The sequence below is a fragment of the Streptococcus uberis genome (genome assembly GCF_900475595.1).
Classification (GTDB): domain Bacteria; phylum Bacillota; class Bacilli; order Lactobacillales; family Streptococcaceae; genus Streptococcus; species Streptococcus uberis.
In genome coordinates this window covers 844,468-867,669 of sequence record NZ_LS483397.1, presented here as the reverse complement: position 1 = coordinate 867,669, position 23,202 = coordinate 844,468, and the positions used below count along the sequence as shown (strand labels likewise).

The window sequence follows — 23,202 nt, the reverse complement described above, 5'->3', positions numbered from 1 at the left end:
TCCTGTCCTCCTAAACTAATATCCGAAAAAAAAGCAAATTTCTTACGAAATCTGCTTTTTTTGAATCGCTTGTTTTTTTTCAATATTATCACGGATCATTTGATAACATGTCGCTGCCAATGGGACAGCAATAATCATGCCAACGACTCCTCTTAGAGAAGCGCCTATGGTAATAGCCATCAATACCCACATGGCCGGCAAACCAATAGATCCCCCCACTACTCTTGGATAAATCAGGTTTCCTTCAAATTGTTGAAGTATAATAAGGAAAATAACGAAGAAAATAGCTTGAGAAAGAGATTGGGTCATGATTAAAACAAATCCAATTGTCACACCAATATAAGCACCAACTACTGGTAATAATGCTGTAAAGGCTACTAAGACACCAATAGTTGCCGCAAATGGTAACTTAAATAAAAACATTCCTACTGCCGTTAAAGATCCTAGAATCATAGCCTCAATTGTTTGACTGACGAAAAATCCTCTAAAACGATCATGCAATAATTCTACTAGGTAGTGGATTCTTTGAGCATATTTGCCTGCATAAGTATCCACCAAAAGGTTACCTTGTCGACAGAGTTGCTCTTTATTCCCTAATACATATAGAGAAAAAACAAAGGCAACAAAGACATTAATAATGGCTGACGCGATTAAAGTAACTGATGTCAAAATATTTGTTAAGACTGATAAGAATTGTCTTAAAAGCTGTTGACTATAATTACTTATTGTTTTGGTAACTTGTGCATCTCCGCCAACATAATTGATTAATCGTGCCAGAGCTTTATTATGACTCAAATCACGAATGACTTCTTTTATAGAACTTGTATCAAAAGACATCATTGTGTTAATGCTTGCAATGAGATCAGGAATGACAATTGACACGATCCAAAACAAAATGGCTATGAAAGTAAAATAAGCCAAAATCATTGAAATAGCTCTTTTAAGGTGAAAGAGATGATTACCTTTAAGAAAGCGACTCAATAACTTTTCATAAGCAGACATCACAATATTGACAATATAAGCTAACGCAGCACCATAGAGAAATGGAAGACTTGTTTTAACAATTGTTTTGATGATCCCTGTCCCTGTATCCCAATTAGCTTGAATAGCCAGACAAGCAACAAATAATAAGATGAGATAAAATACATGTTTTTTTTCAAACGTCATAAAAACTCCTTTCATTTATTATACACTAAAAGACAAAAATGAACAGAGATGCCAATTAAAAAAGGGAGCTTGAAGCTCCCTTAAACCATCAGAAAGTGATTTTAATCTAAATCACTACCATTTGAGGCAATGACTTTCTTATACCAATCAAATGATTTTTTCTTAGAACGTTTCAAGCTTCCGTTTCCGTAGTTATCACGGTCAACATAAATAAATCCATAACGTTTTTTCATTTCACCTGTTCCAGCTGAAACTAAGTCAATTGGTCCCCAAGTTGTATAACCTAACAGATCAACACCATCTTCGGTCACAGCATCGCGCATAGCTTCGATGTGTTGACGAAGATAATCAATGCGGTAATCATCTGCAACATAACCATTTTCATCCGGTTCGTCAACTGCCCCTAGTCCATTTTCAACAACGAAAAGTGGTTTACGGTAACGATCATAAATATCGTTTAAGGTGATACGGAATCCTAATGGGTCAATTGCCCAACCCCAATCTGTTTTTTCAAGGTATGGATTTTCTGATGATGCAAGCAAGTTAGCTTCTGATTGATCAGCTTTTTGAGCTTGTGCTGCACGACTTGCATAGTAAGAGAAGGAAACAAAATCAACAGTATTTTCTTTAAGAAGTTCTTTATCACCTTCTTCAAAAGGAATTGAGATGCCTTCACGTTCAAAGAATTTAAGAGCGTATGATGGGTATTCACCATGCGATTGGACGTCAATAAAGAAATAGTTTTCTCTGTCTTTTTCCATTGCTGCAAAAACATCTTCTGGACGTGGAGAAAGTGGGTAGAATTTACCAGCAGCTAACATACATCCAATTTTGTTTTCAGGGTCAATCTCATGTCCGATTTTTGTGGCCAAAGCTGATGCAACTAACTCATGGTGAGCTGCAGTATAAAGAACTTGATTGCGGTCTTCTCCTTCTTCAAAGACAATACCAGCCCCCATAAATGGTGCATGTAATAAAATGTTGATTTCGTTAAAGGTTAACCAATATTTAACCAACCCTTTATAACGTTTGAAAAGAACAGTAACAAGATTAGCATAAAAATCAACTAATTTACGGTTTCTCCAACCACCATATTCTGTCACTAAATGCATTGGGATATCAAAGTGAGTAATGGTCACCAATGGTTCAATACCATATTTATGACATTCTTTAAAAACATCTTCATAGAAAGCTAAGCCAGCTTCGTTTGGTTGAGTTTCATCTCCCTTAGGAAAAATACGTGACCAAGCAATAGACATGCGGAAAGTTTTAAAGCCCATTTCAGCAAACAGAGCAATATCTTCTTTATAACGATGGTAAAAATCAATTGATTCTTTAGCTGGATAGAAATAGTCATCTTCAAAATCAAACATTTTGCGTTGACCAGTAATGACTTCTAAGCGAGCTTCACCAACAGGTGACAAATCCACATTTGCAAGACCACGACCATCAACATCGTATGCACCCTCAAGCTGGTTGGCAGCTGTTGCGCCACCCCATAAAAAACCTTTTGGAAATTGTTTAGTTGACATTTCATTTTCTCCTTTTTTATATTTTGGCCAATTAAGCCATAAAGATAACAATATTAGTATAAACAATGAGTGTCACAATTAATGACAGGGAAATAAATGTTGCCGAGAACATTTCATCTTCCTCCGACTGAAATACCGGAGAAATAATGGATGGAATGGCAAACCCTGTTGGACACATAAAATAAATCAGAACAGCTAACTTAAAGTCATGATTGCGCATGAACTGTGGAAAAAGTAGGAAAAATCCTAAAATCGTTAGCATATAAAAAGTAACACGTACTAGAAGCAATTTTAATAAAGGCTTAATAGTTGACAAATCTATTTTCAAGTCATAACCTAAAATGAATAAAATGAGTCCACCAATAGGTGCTGTTGCTCTAGATATAATACCGTCATAAGCAGGGGCAAAAGGACTTTTTGCAATAAGTTGAGGCAATTGCAGCTGATTGGCTAGTAATCCAAATACAATAGCGAGTACAAAGGGATGCTTTATGATTGATATAACCAAGTCCCTCTTATTCGTTTGGCTTGCGGCAGCTTTTGAAACCAAAATTGGTAAAATCAGAAAAGCTGTCACTGAACCCGCAATGTCAAATATGACGGTGTTACTAGAAACACCTACAATAGATAAATACAAGGGTAAGGCTACACTACCACCTTCAACTGTTGGTAATAGATATTTGGCAAAATGAGAGCGCTCAAGGCCAATAAACCCTTTTAACAACTGTCCTGTAAAAACAGCTAATATAAATGCTATTAAAGTATATAGAATAACTGGTACTGTGGACATTTTCATCTCAGCATTCATCATGAGATGAAAAATGAGAATGGGGAAGAGAATGGTAAAAATAATTGTATTTGTTCCATTTTTAGCCTCGGTGCCAACCCACTCTTTTTGTCTAGCCATATATCCTAATACTAGCATAAAAAATACTGGTGCTAATGTGTTAAAAGCTTGCATCTTAATTTGAAATCCTTCTCTTTTTTATCGTTGAAATACAAAGTCTTTTTCCATTGGATTATAAATAGACTCTACTTGCATTTTTTCGCCATCATAGTTTATTTTTAAAATAGCACAATTGGCCATGCGACTTTTCGGAACTGGTGCATCCACTGTTGCATGGCGGTAAAATTGTGCAATAGCTCCTCCATGACTAACAAACAAGCTTTTATGATGCTCTGGTTCGTGATCAAGGACTGACTTTATAGTAGCGGCCATTCGTTGATAAACCTCAACATTTGATTCGCCGCCATATCTAACAAAGTAATCACGATAGCCGGAACCATCTTCTTTATGTAGGGGAGGATTGAGGTATTCCTGATGAGCTTCAAAACTCCCAAAATTCCATTCTTTGAGTCCCTTTAAACGGATATAGTCTTTTCTACCTGTCACTAGTTCTGCAGTGTCACAGGCGCGTTCTTGTGTTGAACTATATATGCTATCGAAGCGAATGCCTTCTTGTTCGAAGTAGTCACGCGCAGCTTTTGCTTGTGCAATTCCCAGTTCCGTTAAGGGGGAATCACAAGCACCTTGGATGCGACCTTGAACATTAAATAAGGTTTGTCCATGTCGCATGAGATAAAACGTTTTTTGCATGTTTGTTCCCTTTTTAAAAGTCAATAATGTCAAAATTTTTCGTTGGTTGAATTAACCGTTTTAGTTGCCATTTTGAGTCGAACACGTCAAACTCGCAAATGGAGCAGTTTGAAAAATGAACCCCTGGAGGAAAACTGATGCCTAATTCTAAACAAAGCCCCCACATAGCCGCTCCATGACTGACCATTAGCACTGTTGAATCAGGGTTTTCATTCGAGACAGATTCAATAGCGTTGCGAACTCGAATACCAACCTTTCTAATATCTTCTCCCCCATAGGGAACCAATTGATCTTCATAAGAATTAGCACCTGGTCTATGATGAGGTAATAGATATTCGGGTTGAGCTTCAAAGCGGCCAAAATCCATTTCTTTTAAACCTTTCAGTTGAAGCACTTCCTGATCTGCTAACAATTTTGCAGTGTCTGTTGCTCTTTCTTGTGTTGATGAATAGACACGATCAAAAGTTATCTGCTGCTCTTCAAAATAACGCTTCGCTAATAGGGCCTGCTCTATTCCAAGCTCTGTTAATGGTGAATCACATGCACCTTGAACTCTACCTTGGGTATTAAATAAGGTTTGTCCATGTCGCATTAAAAAACATTTCATCTTAGTTCTTCCTCAGTATCTCTATAATCATTTAAAGAATGGATGCCCCTTGTGTTTCAATGACTTCTTTAAACCAATAGAAAGAATCTTTCTTATAGCGATTGAAGCTACCATTACCTTGGTCATCGGCATCAACATAAACAAAACCGTAGCGTTTTGACATTTCCGAAGTAGACGCTGAAATTAAATCAATACAACCCCACATGGTATAACCCATTAAGTCAACGCCATCTTCGATGGCTTCATGCATTTGTTGAATGTGTTTTTTCAAATAATCAATGCGGTAAGAGTCATGTACACTTCCATCCTCTTCAAGTTTATCAAGAGCACCTAAACCATTTTCAACAATAAATAGTGGTACTTGATAGCGGTCATAAAGTTTATTTAAAGTAACTCTTAATCCGATAGGATCGATTTGCCAACCCCAATCAGAAGCTTCTAAGTAAGGGTTTGATTCACCCATAATTAAGTTTCCAGCTGTTTTTTGTCCATCTGTTTGATTGTTCGGATGACGCGTAACAGAAGACATATAATAAGAGAAACTCATGAAATCAACTGGATAATCTTTTAAAATAGTTTCATCACCTTCTTCAAAAACAAGCTCAATATTATTTTCTTTGAAGAAGCGTTTCATATAACTTGGGTACTTCCCTCTAATTTGGACATCAGAATAGAAAAGATTTTCATGATCTTTATGGATAGATTGCATGATATCATCTGGGTGACAAGTTGCTGGATAAGCTTCCATGCGGGCCAACATCATACCCACTTTATTATTAGGATCCACTTCATGAGCAATTTTTGTAGCTAAGCTTGAAGCAACAAATTGATGGTGAACTGCTTGATACATTTCTTGTAGGTTTAACTTGCCATCTTCAAAAAGAAGTCCTCCTGAAAGATAACCCGTCATTCCTAAAATATTAATTTCATTAAAGGTTAACCAATAGTTCACTTTACCTTTATAACGTTTCAAGACTGTTTCCGCGTAATGAACAAAGAAATCAATGATTTTACGATTTTTCCATCCTCCATATTCTGTCACCAGATGAATAGGAAATTCGTAGTGTGATAAAGTAACTAATGGTTCAATGCCATATTTATTTAATTCATCAAAGACAGCATCGTAAAATGCTAATCCTTCTTCATTTGGTTCCATTTCATCCCCTTTAGGGAAAATACGTGACCAAGCAATTGACATACGGAAAGTTTTGAAGCCCATTTCAGCCATTAAAGCAATATCTTCTTTGTATCGATGGTAAAAATCTGATCCCCAACGTTTTGGATATAACCCATCTGAATCATTTAAGGCAAAGTCTAATTTTTCTCGATTCATCGGCGTTAAAAATTCACTTCCTAGTGATTTGCGATCTTCAGGGTTGACCGCACGAGAGGTATCAGAAGTTGCAGGTCCACGTCCACCTTCATTCCAAGCACCTTCGTATTGATTTGCTGCTGTTGCTCCTCCCCAGAGGAAATCTTTTGGAAATACTTTTGTCATTTCATCTTACCTTTCTTTCTATTATGATAATATTATCATATTCTGAAACCGATTTCTTATTAGATAATCTTGAATTCTAATACTATAACATGATGGCAAGCAAAAAAGATTGGTAACAACCAATCTTTTTTAGGATTCTATTTCTCTAGCAATGTCAGCTAAAAAAGTTTCTAAGGTTTGAAGAACACCTTCATGTTTGTGATGAGGAGCAATGAATTTTGCTGCCTTTTTAACAACCTCAGGTGCATTTTCCATGGCATAAGAATATTCTGCTAGTTGCAGCATTTCAATATCATTTCCACCATCACCAAAAGCCATGACTTGATCAGAGCTAATGCCATATTTCTCCATCAAGAGACTTAAGCCCCAAGCTTTATGAATGCCTGTTTGAATGATATCTACTGCACCAAACCCACTGGTCACAGCTGTTAAATTGCCTTTAAATTCCTTATTAAAGCTTTCAATCACATGATCACACTCATCTACTGGAAGCATCATGGAAATTTTTAAAATAGGCTCTTGGCCGACTTTTGAGAAGTCATCAATGAGTTTTATTTTAGAGAAAAATTGTTTAAATTGTTCTGGTTCAATAGCAAAAGCCTCTGGCAATTTAGCATTTTCATGCATATAAGACTGTTTTTTTCCGGATAGAATCACAGCATTCTTTGCAAGATCATCACGAAAATAGTCTAGGAATAAATCAACATCTTTTTGATCTAAAACGTGACGTTTCAAATCTTTTCCTTCTTCTACAATATGGGCACCATTTTCTGCAACAAAAGACATGCGGTCCGTTAGACCTTTAAAAATCATGTTTAGTCGGTCCATATTATTTCCACTTGCAACAACAAAATGAATGCCTAATGCATCTAATTGATTCAAAATGCTAATAAATTTTTCACGATTGTAAACACCTTTTTCATTCAAAAAAGTGCCGTCCATATCACTTGCAATCATTTTTATGGTCATAATAAAAGGTTTCCCCTTTCTTTCGACTTATAAATAATTCAATAAACAGTTTGAAATTCTTTCATAGCCTTTCAAATTAAGATGAAGACCATCTTTCGTAAATCCATCAGCTAAACCATTCGTATTATCTTTAAGACTGCTTGCCAAATCAATATAGTTAATTGTTGGTATGGTTTTTAATGCGTCATTTAATTCATCAATACCTTTATTATCTCTCACTTTAACAGTGTTTTGATAGTTAGGATTATCAGAAACTGGTAAAACTGACAAAAGATAGATGTTACAGTTTTCATTTTTTGATTGAATCTTGGCAATAATCTCTGAGACTCTTGTTTTAATTTCTGAATTTGAATAACCTAAACCAATATCATTGGTACCAATTAGCAGAAAAACTTTTTCAGGATACAATTGGCAAATATGTTCGTCAATATGATTAAGCAACCATTGACTATCAATACCAGCTATCCCTCTATTATGTATAGGGAGAGAGCGGCCTAAATATTTTTTTAAAGGGTAAAATTCAATAATAGAATCACCTGCAAAAACAATACCACCAGGTTTAGTCGTTTGGTTAAGTTCACGATAAGAATCCAAACGGTCTTCTTGATAAGCTAATAACTCTGCAGAAACTGTTTCAAGCATTTTTTCTCCTTTTCCTTACTTCAAGTATATCAAAAAGAAATGAATGAAACAGTCTTTCTGCATGAAAATTTTCATGAAACCGTTTTACTGTTTTCTAATCTAAATCTTGTCCATTAGATGAAATGACTTTCTTGTACCAATAAAAACTATCTTTTGGTCTTCTTTCAAAAGTTCCATTTCCTTGGTCATCTTTATCAACATAAATGAAACCATAACGTTTCCGCATTTCACCCGTTCCAGCTGAGACAATGTCAATACAGCCCCAAGTTGTATAGGCAATTAAATCAACACCATTCGCAATAGCATCCGACATAGCTTTCACATGAGCCCTATGGTAATCAATACGATAATCATCATGAATAGAACCATCTTCTTCAACCGTATCAAAGGCACCCAAGCCATTTTCGACAACCATCAACGGAATTTGATAACGGTCATAAATTTTTTCTAAATAGTATTGCAATCCTATAGGATCTTGAGCCCATCCCCAATCAGAATAGGTAAGGTATTCATTACGAACTCCAGCTGAAAAGTTACCTGAAACCTTATCTGTCACTTCGTGAGTCGTAATATTATTAGACATATAATAAGAGAAAGAATAAAAATCAACTTTTCCTTCTTCTAAAATAGCAATATCTTCATCTCTAATATCAAGCTCTACGTGATGTTCATTCCAAAGCCGTTGAGCGTAAGTGCCATATTTCCCTTTTGCTTGAACGTCTCCACAATAGTAAATACCTTGTTGCCATTTATGTTCGGTAGCAAGTATATCTGCTGGATCACATGTTGCTGGATAAAAGGTTATTCCACAAATCATATTTCCAATTTGATAATCAGGATCAATTTGGTGTCCGATGTGAACTGCTTTTGCTGATGCTACAAATTGATGATGCAAATGTTGATAAGCTTCCTGATACTCCTTATCAGTCGCATTACCACCAAACATGTCTAAGAACATAACGGTATTATTGATTTCATTAAATGTAAGCCAATATTTAACTAAACCTTTATATTCTTTAAAAATAGTTTCGGCATATGTCACATAAAAATCAATCAATTTTCGGTTTGTCCATCCACCAAATTCTTCTTCTAAGGCTAATGGTGTGTCAAAGTGCCAAATTGAAACTAAGGGCTCTATATTGTATTTACGACATTCCTCAAAAACAGATCGATAGAAATCTAATCCTTCTTGATTTGGCTCTGCATCATTTCCATTTGGAAAAATACGTGCCCAAGAAATAGATAATCTAAAAATACTGTATCCCATTTCTGCAAAAAGTTTGATGTCTTCCTTGTATCTATGGTAAAAGTCAACAGCCTCATGATTAGGATAATATTCATCTTCTAAAATAGCAAATCGAGCGCCCTCAGGTAATTTGGCTGTATGTCCCATTGAAGCTAATTTTCCTGGTTTTCCATCCTTGTCAATATAGGTTGCATATCGTGGGGAGTTAACTGATCCTCCTGTTGTTACATCAGTTTGAACAAGTCCACGTCCCCCCTCATTGTAAGCCCCTTCAGCTTGGTTGGCAGCGATAGCCCCACCCCATAAGAAATCTTTTGGAAATTGTGTTTTCGTCATGTTATGACCTTCTTTCAACATAATAATTATATTATAATAATCAAAAAGTTATGAATCCACCAATATGTTACGGTTTCATGATACTATTATCCTATCAAGAGTTAGTTGCACATAAAAAAATACCTGATAGGAGATTTGAATCAGGTATGTTTATTAACTGACATAATGAGTGTCGATGGATTCAACAGTCATTTCAAAGTTCGTTCAGAAGAAATCTAAATACAAATGAAGAGCAGGTCACTATTTTATAAAAATGAACCTTTAGGAAGATTATCTAATTTTATCAAAGAAAATACTTAACAAAACAAGTGAATCTTCCTTTTTTTCATAATAATTTAAAGAAAATCCAAACTGTAGCTTTAGTATATCTTTTTACATTTGAAGAATCTAACACTATTCTTTGAGAAAATAATACTATCCTATTATGAAATGGAGTCGTTTGATTAATCACTTTAAATGTAAGTCAACTATTCCAGTTTATATTCAAAATTGGTATAGTCCAAAAAGGTTGAAGTTATCGTTATTGTACACATTTGAAATAAGAGTTTGTTTTTTTCATCAAAGGAAAGTTTTTTTATCTCATCGTGAAAGCTTTTTGATATAATACTATTGTATGAATTTTGGTCAATTGAGGAGAAAACATCGTGTTATTATCACGCTTACAAACAACACCTAACGAAGAGCAACGAAAACATTTACTTCCCTACCGCTTTTTTCATAATGAAGTCAAAAACGGCAGACCCGATATTCTTTTTCACTGGCATCCTGAATTAGAAGTGACATATGTTTGTGAAGGAACCGCTCGCTACCATATTGATTATGACTTCTTTAATAGTCAAGCTGGAGACATTATCTTGATTCGTCCTAATGGAATGCACTCTATTCATCCAATCGCTAAAGAAAAACACATCACCGATAATTTTCAATTTCATTTAGACATGTTGGGTCTTTCTGTTGTTGATCAGGTTAGCTTGCATTATCTTCAGCCACTTCAAAACAGTGTCAATAAATTTGTCCATTGTATCAAGCCCCACATGCCTGGTTACGATGATATCAAAGCCTGTTTATTTGATATTTTTTCATTAGCAAAAGAAGAAAGTCGGCATTTTGAAATACTGCTAAAATCCAAATTACATGAGTTTATTTACTTGCTCTATTTCCATAGATATGTGGTTAAAAAAAATACTGATGATACCTATCGGAAAAATGAAAAAATTCGTCAACTCATCGACTACATCAATAATCATTATAGCGATAATTTAACAATTGATTTTCTATCTCAATTTATTGGTTACAGTAAAACACACTTCATGACAGTATTTAAACAACATACTGGCACTTCTTGCACAGAATTTGTCATCCAAGTAAGATTAAGTAAAGCTTGTGAATTACTCATTCATTCCACTAGACCCATTTTAGAAATCGCCAATGAAATAGGCTTTAATAACTTATCTAACTTCAATCGACAATTTAAACGCTATTACAATCTAACACCTAGCCAATACCGTAAGAAATACACAAAACCTAAAGAGAGTCGAACACTGATTAACCCACCGAAACTAAGTTAAAAGGAAATGCCCATGGTTGACATTTCCTTTTTGTTTTATTTAACTGTTGTTAAGAGGTAGTCACCTGTTTTAACTGTTTTTTCTTGGCTTACAAGGATGTCCTCATAAACATCTGTATTGGTAACGATGATCGGAGTAATCGTTGGCAAGCCTGATGCTTTGATGGCATCCATGTCAAATTCTAGGAGTTTTTGGCCAGCTTCAACAGTATCCCCTACTTCTACTAATGCTTTGAAACCTTTCCCTTCAAGTGAAACAGTATCCATTCCAACGTGAATCAAAAGTTCAGCACCGTTTTCTGTTTGGAAACCAATAGCATGTTTCGTTGCAAATACTAAACTTACAGTACCTTTTGTAGGTGCATAAACAACGCCTTCACTTGGGTTGATAGCGATACCTTTACCCATAGCCCCTGAAGCAAATACTTCATCTGGAACTTGATCTAATGGAAGAATGTCTCCATTTAATGGACTAGCAATAATTTCTTGTTTAATGTCTTTTAAAGGAGTCACTACTTTTGAATCATTATCTTTTTCTACTGATACTTCAGTTGATCCAAATAAGTTTGGAACAGGCATTAGGTATTGAATAATAAATGAAGCTACAATGGCAAGTACTGTTAAACCGATAGCAGCAATCATTCCTGAAGTATCACCAGTTTTAGGGTTTACAAGGGATGGGTATAAGAAAATTCCCATTCCACCAATAGAATAACCAATAACTTTAAAGAACATGACGCCTGCACCTATAAAACCTGAAACGATACATGAGATAATAAATGGTGTACGCATTGGAAGTGTAACCCCATAAATAGCTGGTTCTGTTACACCGAAGATTGATGAAATAAGAGCTGGTGCTGTAATGGATTTAACTTTTTGCTCTTTCGTTTTCAAAAGAATAGCAAGTAAGACACCTGTTTGGGTAAAGTTTGGTAGTAAAGCTGGTACTAAAATGGAAGATTGACCTTTTGTTGCCACATCTAAAATTGCTAATGGTACCACCGCCCAGTGAAGACCGAACATTACCATGACTTGCCACATAGCTCCTAGAACGAAACCGTAAACAACTGGACTAAAGCCCATTATTGCTTTAAAAGAAGCACTTAAACCATCAGCAATCAAATTTGCAATTGGTCCTACCAATAAGAAAGTTAATGGAACTGTAATTAAAATGGTTACAAATGGGACAATGAACATTTTTACCACATCAGGTGTGATTTTCTTCATGAATTTTTCAATTAATGAAGCCACCCAAACGGCTAATATCGCAGGCATTACGGTAGAAAGATAACCACTCACTGGCAAGGCAAAGGGAATTCCAAAAACATTGGCAAGACCAGCCTTTGTAAGTCCAGTCACTGATGTCGCAATATCTGGGTAAACTAATGCTGACGCAATGGCAACTGCTGTAAATTCATTCATTTTGAATTTACGAGCTGAAGTAATCGCAATTAATATTGGTAAGAATTGGAAAAAGCCATCACCAGCTGCATTCAAAATGACATATAAAGCACTATTACTTGCATTCCATCCTAGACTAGCAGCTAAAATAGCAACTAATCCTTTGATGATACCGACAGCAGCTAATGGACCTAGGAATGGTTGGAAAATTCCGGAAACTAAGTCTACAAAACGATCAAACAAATTACCAGTTGCCACATCCCCCTCATCAGCGTCAATTGCGCCAACTCCTGACACACCTTGCCCAAGAACGGCTTCATAGACATCAGGGACATGGTTACCAATGACAACTTGGTATTGTCCACCTGCTTTAACCACAGTAACAACACCATCACGTTGTTTTAAGTAATCTGTATCTGCTTTAGATTCATCTTTTAAAACGAATCTTAATCTGGTAACACAGTGACGAACATTCGTTACGTTTTCTTTTCCACCAACATGAGCTACGATGTCTTTAGCGAGCTCTGTATAATCTTTCTTAGCCATTTTGGCTCCTTTCTGAATTCCTTCCCTTAAAAGGATAATTGGGATTTCTGACAATAGAAAAAACCCAAACAAATACCAAATAAATGTATAGCTACTGCTACAACATCATATCTCGTATTTATTTAGGTTTTGCCTGCTTATCAGTAACAATCCTTAATTGTGGTTCTATAATATCAGAAAGCGTTTCCTTTTGCAAGCGTTTTTTTGAAAAAAATAAAAAAAGCTGAAAAAACTTTCAGCTACTTTTCTAATCGTTGAATATGAATCGTCAAATAGACTTGCTCATCTTTACTCATTGGAAAATCATAGGTTTTTTCAACATAAGCTTTTATCTTTTCAGAGCAAGCAAAGGCTTCGGGATAATTTAAACGCACCTGCTCATATAAGAAACTATCGTTTGTTCCCTGTACTAAACCATTAACCACCCTTTGGGCAAAATACTGAATATGGGTCACAAAACGATTATAAGTCAGTGCATCCTTATCAGAGATATGTCCAAATTGAAATCTGACAATATCTAAAATAGTCGTAACAATTTTTGCCATTTTTTGACCGGATTCACTCGCATTAGCATCTTTTTGCGCATTTATAAAATGCAATGCAATAGAGGCCACTTCATCTTCTGGCAAGTCAACCTTTAATTTTTCCTTAACAATAAGCAGAGCATCTCTTCCCACTTGAAACTCTTTTGGGAAGAACTTACGTATCTCCCAGCTGAGAGGATTACTAATGACAAGACCTTTTTCTACCCTTTCCAGAGTATAATGCAAATGGTCAGCTAAAGAAATATAAAGGGCTAAATCATAAACCGTTCCCAAAATGTCTTGACCATGCTCAATAATAGTTGAGATGGTTTCAATTTCTTCTAGACTCAAATCAGTATAAACGGACGATAAGTCTTTCATGACATTCTTATCTTGAAGAATAAAGCGCTTTTCAATCTGACTTAATTCAACCTGATCACCAACTTTTTTTTGAAATCCTAAACCTCTCCCCATAAGGATCTCTTCTTGTTGATTATCATTGATAACTTGAACGACATTATTGTTATAAACTTTATCAATTTTCATTCCCTACCAGTCTCCCAATCCTTTTCGTCATAACGTTATTCATCTTAACAGATATCAAACTTGTTTTCAATCACTATTTACAATCATTTCCCTAATAATAAGTCGCGCACCAACCCAATCTCACTTTCATTAACAACTATAAAGAGCGTTGCCCCAGAAATCAATCTAGTATTTCCTGAAACTACTTGTCTTTTCCCATGAATGATTTGTGTGGTCATTAAGACATTTTCAGGAAGTTTTAACTCTTTGACAAGGCGTCCTGCTAATCGCTCTCCGACAACTAATTCTATCAGAGTTGGTTCAAGTAATTGACTGGGTGGTGCAATAGACATTTTTTCTAACATGGCTTCATAAATGGGAGCTCCTTTTAGGAGATCCATAATTAAATATGCTACAAAGGTTACCACTGCGATAGCCATTAATGGTTTTAAATCTCCAACCATCTCCGTTACTAAAATCATTGCAGTTAGCGGAGCTTTTGAAATGGCAGAAAAATATCCAGCCATCCCTAATACCATAAATAAAGGCATGTAGGTGTTGTTTAGTAGTCCAATACTATGAAAGGCCAAGCCGAAAGATAGACCTGCTAAAGCACCAAGTGTCAGAATAGGTAAGAAAATACCTCCTGGTAAACCACTACCATAAGAAAACATACTGCCTATAAAACGCAAGTTAAAGTATAAAATAACAAGCATCAGTGTTGGATGTTCTAATGATAATCCTATGATTAAGCCATTGCCTCCTCCCAATAAATGAGGAAAAAGGTATCCAATTGGGATGATGACAACAAGCGCAATAACACTGTAAAGATGGGAAGGTAGATGGCATTTTTGTCCAAATAGGATAAGGACTTTTGGAAAAACTAAAATAACTTTTTCATAAAGAAAGCCTAAAACTCCTAGGAAAACACCTAGAACAATAAGTATCCAATAATCCTTCAAATCTAGGAAGGGCAAGGTTTGAGGCATAGATAGCACTGGTTTTAAACCAAAAATATTTAAGGAAATGAAGTTTGCTACCAAACTGGCCACCAAGGCAGTTATCCATACCAATCGAGAAAAATGATGATAAATTTCTTCAACGACAAATAAAAGTCCAGCAATAGGGGCATTAAATGCTGCAGATAAACCTGCTGCGGCGCCACTGGCAATGAGGACTCGAGTTTCTAATCTGCCTGACTTTAACCATTGAGCTAAGCCTTTACCAGTCATTGCACCTAACTGGATAGAGGGACCTTCTCGACCTAACATAAATCCCATTGAAATAGCAATGGTTCCTGCAATCATTTTTTTCCATAAAACGCTAAACCAATTTGGGGATAGTAAACCCTTTAACTCTCCTTCGACATGAGGAATACCCGATCCCTTGATATCTGGCTCACTTTTTATAAAAAGTCCGATAAGCATTAGAAGTAAAAAACTAATGCCAATAATTGCTAACAGTATACTTGGTTTATCCTGTGATAGCTGATAAATATGGTTCACCTCATGAGATAACACCTCAATCATCAGTCTAAATAAACTAACTATAACACCAGCAATAATGCCAACAATAACGCCTCGCCATACAAATGAAATAATGGATTCTTCACTAAAATCGTAGTCATGTTGATATTTTTCCACGGTATACCGCCTTTCTTAAAAACTTCTTCTTTTATTCTATCAAAGCCGATGGCAACTTTCTAGTTCCGATGTCATCCTTTTGTTAAAAAACACTTTCCAAACAATTGGAAAGTGTTTTAATGAAACATACTTATAACTTATTCAGTCTTTTTCTTCTTCCTTTAAAGAAACATATCACTGCAGATAAGAAGAAAGCTAATGACCAATTTGCCATTGATGAAGAGTCACGAGTTTCTGGCAGACTCGTCTCACGTAACGAGTCTCTGAATATAGATGATTTGGACATTGGTAAGACTTTTGTACTTGTCAAAATAGCGTCTTGTCCATTTTCTTGATTAGAATTTTCCAGAGGTAATTGATGAGCTAGTGGATTAGTGGAAATCTGATCCAACCTTTCTTTTTCGTTCTTAAGATTTTGATAAAGAACTTGCCTTGAGTCGGATGCTTTGGTTTTTATTTCCCATTCTAATGGTATATTTTCTTTAACATCCTTTGCTTGGAACTGCACCAAACTTGTCATCATACTAGTTCCATTAGTATTTAAATCATTTTTAAGCGGATAAAGGAAAAAACTTTCCTTTTTAAATAACATCGTCATGGCTTTAAAAAGATCATCTGTTGATTTAATCAAATCTTTTGGCATATTTAAAAGTTTATTAGCATATCCCAATGAGCTATCGGTTAAGGTGTTTAATGTTAACAATGTTTTGTCATCATCAATAATGTCATTTTTGTTTGTGAAATGATACTCTGAAACAGTAGGATCAATTTTTACTTTAAAGAGGTAACTTCGGCTGTTTTTAACATGATCACTCAGTTTTATGAGCACATAGTCATCATTTTCAACTTGTTTTTCATATTTCCATTGTCTTCTATTTTGTTGAAAAATATCATCATATTCACCTAGTTTAATATCACTATCGACCATGTCTCCATTAATAAACATTCTCCATCCATCTAGACCGTCTCGAATCTTCCCGGATAATCTTAAGGTATTATTTGGAATTGTGATAGTACCAACAATATTATCGTCATCATACTCATCATCAGATAGGTTTTGCCATTTATCAGATGTAAAGCTAATATTTGGATTATCAAAAGTTAATTGAGGAACTTCTGTATCTAATTTTACCGCGTATCCTTTATTAAATATTAATTTATCCTTATAAAATGCTTTTACATTTATAGTATTTGATCCTTGATAAATCGGAATAGCAATCTTACGATAATATTGTCCCTGATTTGTCGAAGGATCATAAGTATAGTTAGCTTGCCATGTTGGCGCTGTGATATCATTTCCTTGTTTACTATTATGAAATGCATTTGTTGTGGTAACTAAAAGACGTTGCCCTTCTTTTAAATGGATATAATAGTCACGATAATAAGTATTATCTTTTAAATGGACACTATTATCATTACTTTTGTTAATCTCTGAATACGCATTTGTTTTCTTACCATCGTGAAAATCACTCCCATCTTCAAAAGTTAATGCTGATGCTATCTCCTCACTTTCCTCTGAATTCTCATGAAGAATATCTTCAGCATTTTTATGGGCTACTGACCTTGGTGATCGATACCTGGATTTGTTATAACTACTACTTGCGCCAAATAAATATCCTACTTCTTTTTCTTTAAGAGAATCTAAATCTATGATTGTTTTATTTTCTGCAAAATCTATAGCCTCTAATTCAAATCCCTTACCTTGGAAATCAGCAAGATTAAGTCGAAATCTTCCTTGAGTGTCTGTTTCTAAGGTTTGAATAATCTTATTATCTTTTACTAGCCTTATTCCTTGAAGGTGAGCATCATCAACATGAAAAACAACTTGAAGAGCAGTTTTTTCTTCAATTTTTACTTTAGGTTTTTGATTATCAATGGCAAAGGGAATAATATGCTCTTGATATGGACGATTTTTACTGATTCTGGAGGAAACCCGAATAAAATAGTTTCCGTCAGGTAAGGGGTCTTCAGTGTTTGTTTTAGGATTATAGACACTTCCATCCCATTCTAAATCAGGATCAAAATCTGCAAATTGCATTTGATATTGATCTCCATGTTCTAATAATGCACTTTCCATATACTTAGGGGCGTGATGACCTGTTTTTAAGGTTTTTAAAACCTTGTCTTTTTGAGAATTTAGGATATCAACACGGTAATCCTTAGCATGTCGCATAAATATTAAACGTAGACGCATTTTAGCATGGTTGGCAATGCCACCCTGACTCTGCATAACATAAAACCGTTGATCTGCATCTAAAGCTTTAGGGTCTTGCTTCCATTTTTCATAGTCAACCCCCCAAGGCACGATATCAAATTTATCTTCTCCTAAACCATATGGATGAACGATACCAGTTAAACGAGTCTTGCTTCCTTCTTGCCAGGCTACTGGATCTAAAATGTTTTCTGAGTTCCAATCACCATAAAATCCCATGAATGGAATGTTTAAATCCGGTTGATCTTTCTCTAATGAGCGAAGCTTTATAAACCCTTCCACAAATTCATTTTCAACTGCTTTTCCCACATTAAGTTTTAGAGGAAGAATCATTGAACTGTTTGGAGCTATTTGAACATATAATGGACTCTCAATGGCCGAATCTTTAATAACCCTAGAGTGCACGGTTTGAATAGTCTCATTTTTATCATAATTTTTTCTGTCTTTTGAATAAAGAATCTTTCCTAAAACTGATCCTGGTTCAATTTTAAAGCGTCTGACTTGATCCGAAAAGTTTCTGATCACAATATCAAACTCTTTACGACTTTCTTTAAAATCTTTTAACAGTATTGCTCCTTTATTATCTGCAGAAGTTACAAAAACATTCGTCTGTGCTGCTTTTTTCACATTTAAAGCTCCTGCCCCTTGTCTTCGAGGTGAGTAAGGTAATATAGGTTTACCATTTGGGACACTATGATCATAAAGAATATCCGCTGTATTTTGGAACAATAACTTCGTTAATTGTGGTATAGACATGGAAATATTTTGTTTTTCCCATTTTTTTTGCCATTTTTTTGTCACTGGGAGAAACATGGCACTTGCCCCTGCGACTTTTGGAGCAGACATTGAAGTCCCGCTACTAATAAAATAGCTATTATCATTACCTGTAGAATAAATATTTTCTCCCGGTGCTACTATATCAGGTTTAAGGGTTAAATCAAGACCTGGCCCCCAAGTACTAAAACCTGATACACCTGGATATTTGAAAACATGTTTCAATTGTGGTTTTGTATTAAACACAAGTGAATAGCTTTTTTTCTTGTCTTGTTTTTGAAGGTAATCTTTCAATGCTTTACCATCGTTTGCTGAAATGCTAACAGCCCATGTTTTTTTGAAATCACCATCTTCATCATCTAATAAGGTATTTCTTAATTCTGGAACTGTCTCATAGTTACCATAAGTAGTTGGTCCTGATTGGTTAATCAAAATAACACCTTTAGCACCTTTTTTCATCACTTCTTTTAATTGAGGAAAAATATTTTCTGCTTGACGTTCTATGATGACAACTTTATCTTTTAAACTTCCTTCTTCTTTTGATTGGTTTAAGGTTATTAACATTTCATTAAAAGAAATACGTTCTTGCTTTTCTTGCTTAAAAAGGTAATAATTTTGCCAGTTGATATTTTCATAAGGTACTTCTAAAGTATCAATTTTTAGTGTTGGTAAATACATTTCTTTTTCAAAAATAGAGCCAACACCAATGACTTCGGGATTTGCAGATACAGAAAGCAAAGTGGAACTATCGGTTTGTGGGAAAGTTTCATCAACAACTTGATCAAAAGTATTACTTGTTGCTGATGTCCCATAGTTTCCCATTGCTGCAACGACAACAACATTTTTCTTTTTCGCTTCTTCTAATACCTTTGCCCAAATATCATCGTTTTGCCCACTACCAATCTCACCAATACTCAAGCTAATCACGTCAGCACCACGTTTGATGGCATCTTTCATTGCAAAAAACTGGTTTGCTTCTTGATAACCTTCACTATTATTTTTACTCCAAGTTCGATATGCAATTAGCTGTGCTTTAGGTGCCATCCCTTTGAAACCTTTTTTAGAATCACCAACTAAGATTCCTGCAATATGCATACCATGTTCTTCGTCATCTCTCACACTGGTATCACCACTAAGAAAATCATAAACAAAGGGAATTTTTGAAGTAGAACCTTCAGAAACTTCTGTCTCTTTATGAAAATCATGGTTATCATCATTATTTGCAAATGCCTCGTGCTTAATATCAACTCCAGAATCAATACTAGCAATCAGACTTCCTCTACCATCTAAAGGCAAATTCTCAGTATTTTTTTCACGGCCTTCATGTAAAAATGCCGCTTGCTTCTCTAAAAGTTCCGGCTGATCATTTGTAGCTTCCTCAGTTACCTTTTCTTCTGGAATTTGTCTGTTTTCAGATGCAGTATTCAATGTATGATCAACTTGGATTGAAGCTTCTGAACCATTAATCACTTTTTCATCTGCATGAATTGTTCCTTTAAAATGGTTTACACAGCTTGAAGCAAAAATCATAATCAGTGTCGATTGTAAAACTATTCTGCTATTTGACGATCTCGTCATTTTTTTATATCGCAATTGTAACCTCCTTGTCTGCCATTAAAACTATCCGTCGACTTTTTTAATTTAGTTTATTTTTATTATTAAGTATACTTAATAATATTATATCTATAATATAATCTTTTGCAAGGTTTTTCTTTTTTTACTCATTATCTTAGAAAATAAAAAACAACTTTCTCGGTAAAAGTTGTTTTTTTTTACATAATTCAAACTTTAGACAGCGTCACTAACACTTTTTGCGACAATTTCGGCTACGCCTTTTTCAAAGGCATCAGGGATAATATTTGTTGTAGACAATTCATCTTCTGGAATCAGACTAGCAATTCCTTTGGCTGCTGCAATTTGCATGTCAACTGTGATTTTCTTAGCTCTTGCATCTAGGGCACCACGGAAGATACCTGGGAAGGCTAGAACATTATTAATTTGATTTGGAAAATCACTACGTCCAGTTCCCACAATATAAGCACCTGCTTCTAAAGCTTGGTCAGGATAGATTTCTGGAACTGGATTTGCCATTGCAAAAATAACGGGTTTCTCAGCCATTTTTGAAATCCATTCTGCTTTTAAAGCTCCTGGTGCAGATACTCCAATGAAAATATCTGCTCCATCTAAAGCTTCTTCTAGATTACCAGATTTAAACTCACGGTTTGTCAATTTGGCAATGTCCTGATGGTGAGGTTGTAGTTTATGACTTTCCTTTTCATTTATGATTCCAAATTTATCAACAACGGTTATATCTTTAGCACCTGCTGCCAATAGTTTTCGTGTTATTGATAGACCGGCAGAACCACCACCATTGACAACAACTTTAACTTCTTCAATTGTTTTTTCAATCAGTTTTAAGGCATTAAAGATAGCTGCAAGAACAACAATTGCTGTACCATGTTGGTCATCATGAAAGACAGGAATATCACATTCTTCAATAAGTCTTTGTTCAATTTCAAAACAGCGTGGTGCTGAAATATCCTCCAAGTTGATACCACCAAATGTTGGTGAAATAACTTTTACTATTCTAATAATTTCTTCAGTGTCGTTGGTATCCAAAACAATTGGTATAGCATCAACGCCTGCAAAAGCTTTAAATAATGCTGCTTTACCTTCCATAACTGGCATTGCTGCTGTTGCCCCAATATTGCCTAATCCTAAAACAGCGGACCCGTCACTAACTACTGCAACTGTATTTTTCTTTGTGGTTAGATCATATCCTAGTGAGATATCGTCAGCTATTGCTGAAGAAACACTAGCAACTCCAGGTGTATAGGCGATGCTTAAGTCATGTTTGTTTTCTATAGTAACTTTAGGGCTGATTTCTAATTTACCACCAAAATGTCTAGCTTGTTCTATAGCTAATTGTCCAAGTTCATTTGTCATATAATCTACCTCACTTTTTTAATGGAATAAAATACGTAAAATTGCGGTCATTGTAATAACAGTTATTGCACCACCTAAACGTGTTGCAACCTGAGCAAAAGGCATTAAATTCATTCTATCAGCTGTACTAAGAATAGCAACATCTCCTGTTCCACCCATTCCACTTTGACAAGCTGAAATGATGCCAGCTTCCACTGGATGCATGTTTAAAAAACGAGAGACAAAGAAGCCAACAGAAATAACCGTAAACACAACACTAATAACAACAATGAAATATTGCCAACTGAGTGTCGCCACAACATCTTTAAGAGGAATGTAGAGCAAACCCAGTCCAGCCATCAGTGGAAATGTAAAATTACCAGAAATAAATTTATAGAGTTGCTTCGCACCATTTTGCGTTTCTTGTGGAATCACATTCATGTATTTTAACATAGCAGCTAAGATAATCATTAAAACAGGTCCCGGGAATCCTGTCAAATGTTGCAACAAACCTCCAGCAATAAAGAGGGAACATGCTGTTAAAACACCACCACCCATCAACTTAATATCTAGCTGACCAGAGTTGTCCTGCAAGGCATCACTCATATCCTCACCTTTACCAGCCTTAACAAGTTGACCTTGACCAGAGTAAGATGGGTGCTTCTCCCCAAAACGAGAAAGCAAGGCAGTACACATAATAGCAAAGAAATTTCCGATGATTGTCGCTGGAATAAGCTGTGCTACTAACTGCTCACTAGAAACACCAGTAATAGCACTGTAACCAAGAGAAAGTGGCAAAATGCCTTCACCAATCCCACCAGCTAAAACAGGAGTGACAACATAGAATAAAGCATGTTTCCATTCCATACCCAAAAGGATTCCTACTACAGTTCCTACAGCCATGGCACAAATCATCCCAAGCAGCATAGGAATAATCATCCTAAAAAGACCTTGAATCAGAATCTTGCGATTCATCCCTAGAATACTACCACAAACCAAACAAGCGATATAAAAATAAAGAAAATTTGCTTGTTTCATTAAAACATTGGTCGCTTCTAATACATTTGGATTTAGGAGATTAAAAAATACCAAAACCGAAGGAACCAATAGAGATAAAATTGCCGGCCCACCGAAATTTTTCAAAACGGGAATATTGGCACCGATAGTACCTAATAACCAACCCATTGTTAAAATAACAGCAAAACCACCCAACATATTAACCGGTAGTTGTTGCAAATAACCTGTGATAAAAATCAGTGTTGCCAAAGTGAGATAGACAGGAAATGGAACCGAACCAATTTTAAAAGTAGAATTTTTTTTCGCCTGTACTAAGTCAGCAGATGGATTGACAACACTTTTTTGTAGTGTTTCCATGATAGGACCTCCTTTTGTAATTGATTTAAGTATATCTCGGTCCTAACAGGTCATAAAGATTATTTAATTAGTTTAAGTAATTAAAGATATTCCATTTTTTTAATTAATTTAAGCTAG

The 23,202-nt window shown here is 35.4% G+C and carries 16 protein-coding genes; 1 reads left to right on the top strand and 15 read right to left on the bottom strand.

The genetic code is table 11. From position 1 onward, the window contains the following. Positions 1 to 42 precede the first annotated feature (42 nt). The 9 genes from DQM95_RS04645 to DQM95_RS04605 form a co-directional block, all read right to left on the bottom strand. Positions 43 to 1,167, bottom strand: a complete 1,125-nt coding sequence (locus tag DQM95_RS04645; protein WP_037592230.1) for an AI-2E family transporter — start codon at positions 1,165 to 1,167, stop codon at positions 43 to 45. 101 nt (positions 1,168 to 1,268) lie between these two features. Beyond that, a complete protein-coding gene (locus DQM95_RS04640) occupies positions 1,269 to 2,699 on the bottom strand; it encodes a 6-phospho-beta-glucosidase (protein WP_037592231.1) in 1,431 nt (476 codons plus the stop codon). Between the two features lie 31 nt (positions 2,700 to 2,730). Continuing rightward, positions 2,731 to 3,606, bottom strand: a complete 876-nt coding sequence (locus DQM95_RS04635) for an AEC family transporter (RefSeq protein ID WP_231909967.1) — start codon at positions 3,604 to 3,606, stop codon at positions 2,731 to 2,733. A gap of 78 nt (positions 3,607 to 3,684) precedes the next feature. Continuing rightward, positions 3,685 to 4,296, bottom strand: coding sequence for a histidine phosphatase family protein (locus DQM95_RS04630; RefSeq protein WP_037592233.1), 612 nt, complete (start codon positions 4,294 to 4,296; stop codon positions 3,685 to 3,687). Between the two features lie 13 nt (positions 4,297 to 4,309). After that, positions 4,310 to 4,903: a histidine phosphatase family protein gene (locus tag DQM95_RS04625; protein WP_037592234.1), complete on the bottom strand. Its 594-nt coding sequence runs from the start codon at positions 4,901 to 4,903 to the stop codon at positions 4,310 to 4,312. A 31-nt stretch (positions 4,904 to 4,934) separates the two neighbouring features. Then, complete coding sequence (locus DQM95_RS04620; RefSeq protein WP_012658341.1) at positions 4,935 to 6,401, bottom strand: glycoside hydrolase family 1 protein; 1,467 nt, start codon at positions 6,399 to 6,401, stop codon at positions 4,935 to 4,937. Between the two features lie 129 nt (positions 6,402 to 6,530). Further along, positions 6,531 to 7,370 carry a Cof-type HAD-IIB family hydrolase gene (locus DQM95_RS04615; protein ID WP_037592235.1) on the bottom strand — a complete coding sequence of 280 codons (840 nt, stop codon included), beginning with the start codon at positions 7,368 to 7,370 and terminating at the stop codon, positions 6,531 to 6,533. Between the two features lie 27 nt (positions 7,371 to 7,397). Further along, positions 7,398 to 8,012, bottom strand: coding sequence for an SGNH/GDSL hydrolase family protein (locus DQM95_RS04610; protein WP_037592236.1), 615 nt, complete (start codon positions 8,010 to 8,012; stop codon positions 7,398 to 7,400). 94 nt (positions 8,013 to 8,106) lie between these two features. Then, entirely contained in the window at positions 8,107 to 9,594 is a 1,488-nt protein-coding gene (locus DQM95_RS04605) for a family 1 glycosylhydrolase (RefSeq protein ID WP_037592237.1), read from the bottom strand. Positions 9,595 to 10,238: 644 nt separating this feature from the next. Here DQM95_RS04605 and DQM95_RS04600 point away from each other — a divergent pair. Further along, entirely contained in the window at positions 10,239 to 11,162 is a 924-nt protein-coding gene (locus DQM95_RS04600) for an AraC family transcriptional regulator (RefSeq protein ID WP_037592238.1), read from the top strand. A 35-nt stretch (positions 11,163 to 11,197) separates the two neighbouring features. Here DQM95_RS04600 and DQM95_RS04595 read toward each other — a convergent pair whose 3' ends face one another. The 6 genes from DQM95_RS04595 to DQM95_RS04570 all read right to left on the bottom strand — a co-directional run bounded on the left by DQM95_RS04595 (position 11,198) and on the right by DQM95_RS04570 (position 23,085). After that, on the bottom strand, positions 11,198 to 13,108 hold the full coding sequence (locus DQM95_RS04595; RefSeq protein ID WP_037592239.1) for a beta-glucoside-specific PTS transporter subunit IIABC: 1,911 nt from the start codon (positions 13,106 to 13,108) through the stop codon (positions 11,198 to 11,200). Between the two features lie 239 nt (positions 13,109 to 13,347). Next, positions 13,348 to 14,178, bottom strand: coding sequence for a BglG family transcription antiterminator LicT (licT, locus tag DQM95_RS04590; protein ID WP_037592240.1), 831 nt, complete (start codon positions 14,176 to 14,178; stop codon positions 13,348 to 13,350). A gap of 83 nt (positions 14,179 to 14,261) precedes the next feature. Further along, on the bottom strand, positions 14,262 to 15,800 hold the full coding sequence (locus DQM95_RS04585) for a ClC family H(+)/Cl(-) exchange transporter (RefSeq protein ID WP_037592241.1): 1,539 nt from the start codon (positions 15,798 to 15,800) through the stop codon (positions 14,262 to 14,264). Between the two features lie 130 nt (positions 15,801 to 15,930). Next, positions 15,931 to 20,379, bottom strand: a complete 4,449-nt coding sequence (locus DQM95_RS04580) for a S8 family serine peptidase (protein WP_128861511.1) — start codon at positions 20,377 to 20,379, stop codon at positions 15,931 to 15,933. A 195-nt stretch (positions 20,380 to 20,574) separates the two neighbouring features. Then, on the bottom strand, positions 20,575 to 21,732 hold the full coding sequence (locus DQM95_RS04575; RefSeq protein WP_037592242.1) for an NAD(P)-dependent malic enzyme: 1,158 nt from the start codon (positions 21,730 to 21,732) through the stop codon (positions 20,575 to 20,577). A gap of 18 nt (positions 21,733 to 21,750) precedes the next feature. Continuing rightward, on the bottom strand, positions 21,751 to 23,085 hold the full coding sequence (locus DQM95_RS04570) for a 2-hydroxycarboxylate transporter family protein (RefSeq protein WP_037592243.1): 1,335 nt from the start codon (positions 23,083 to 23,085) through the stop codon (positions 21,751 to 21,753). Positions 23,086 to 23,202 lie beyond the last annotated feature (117 nt).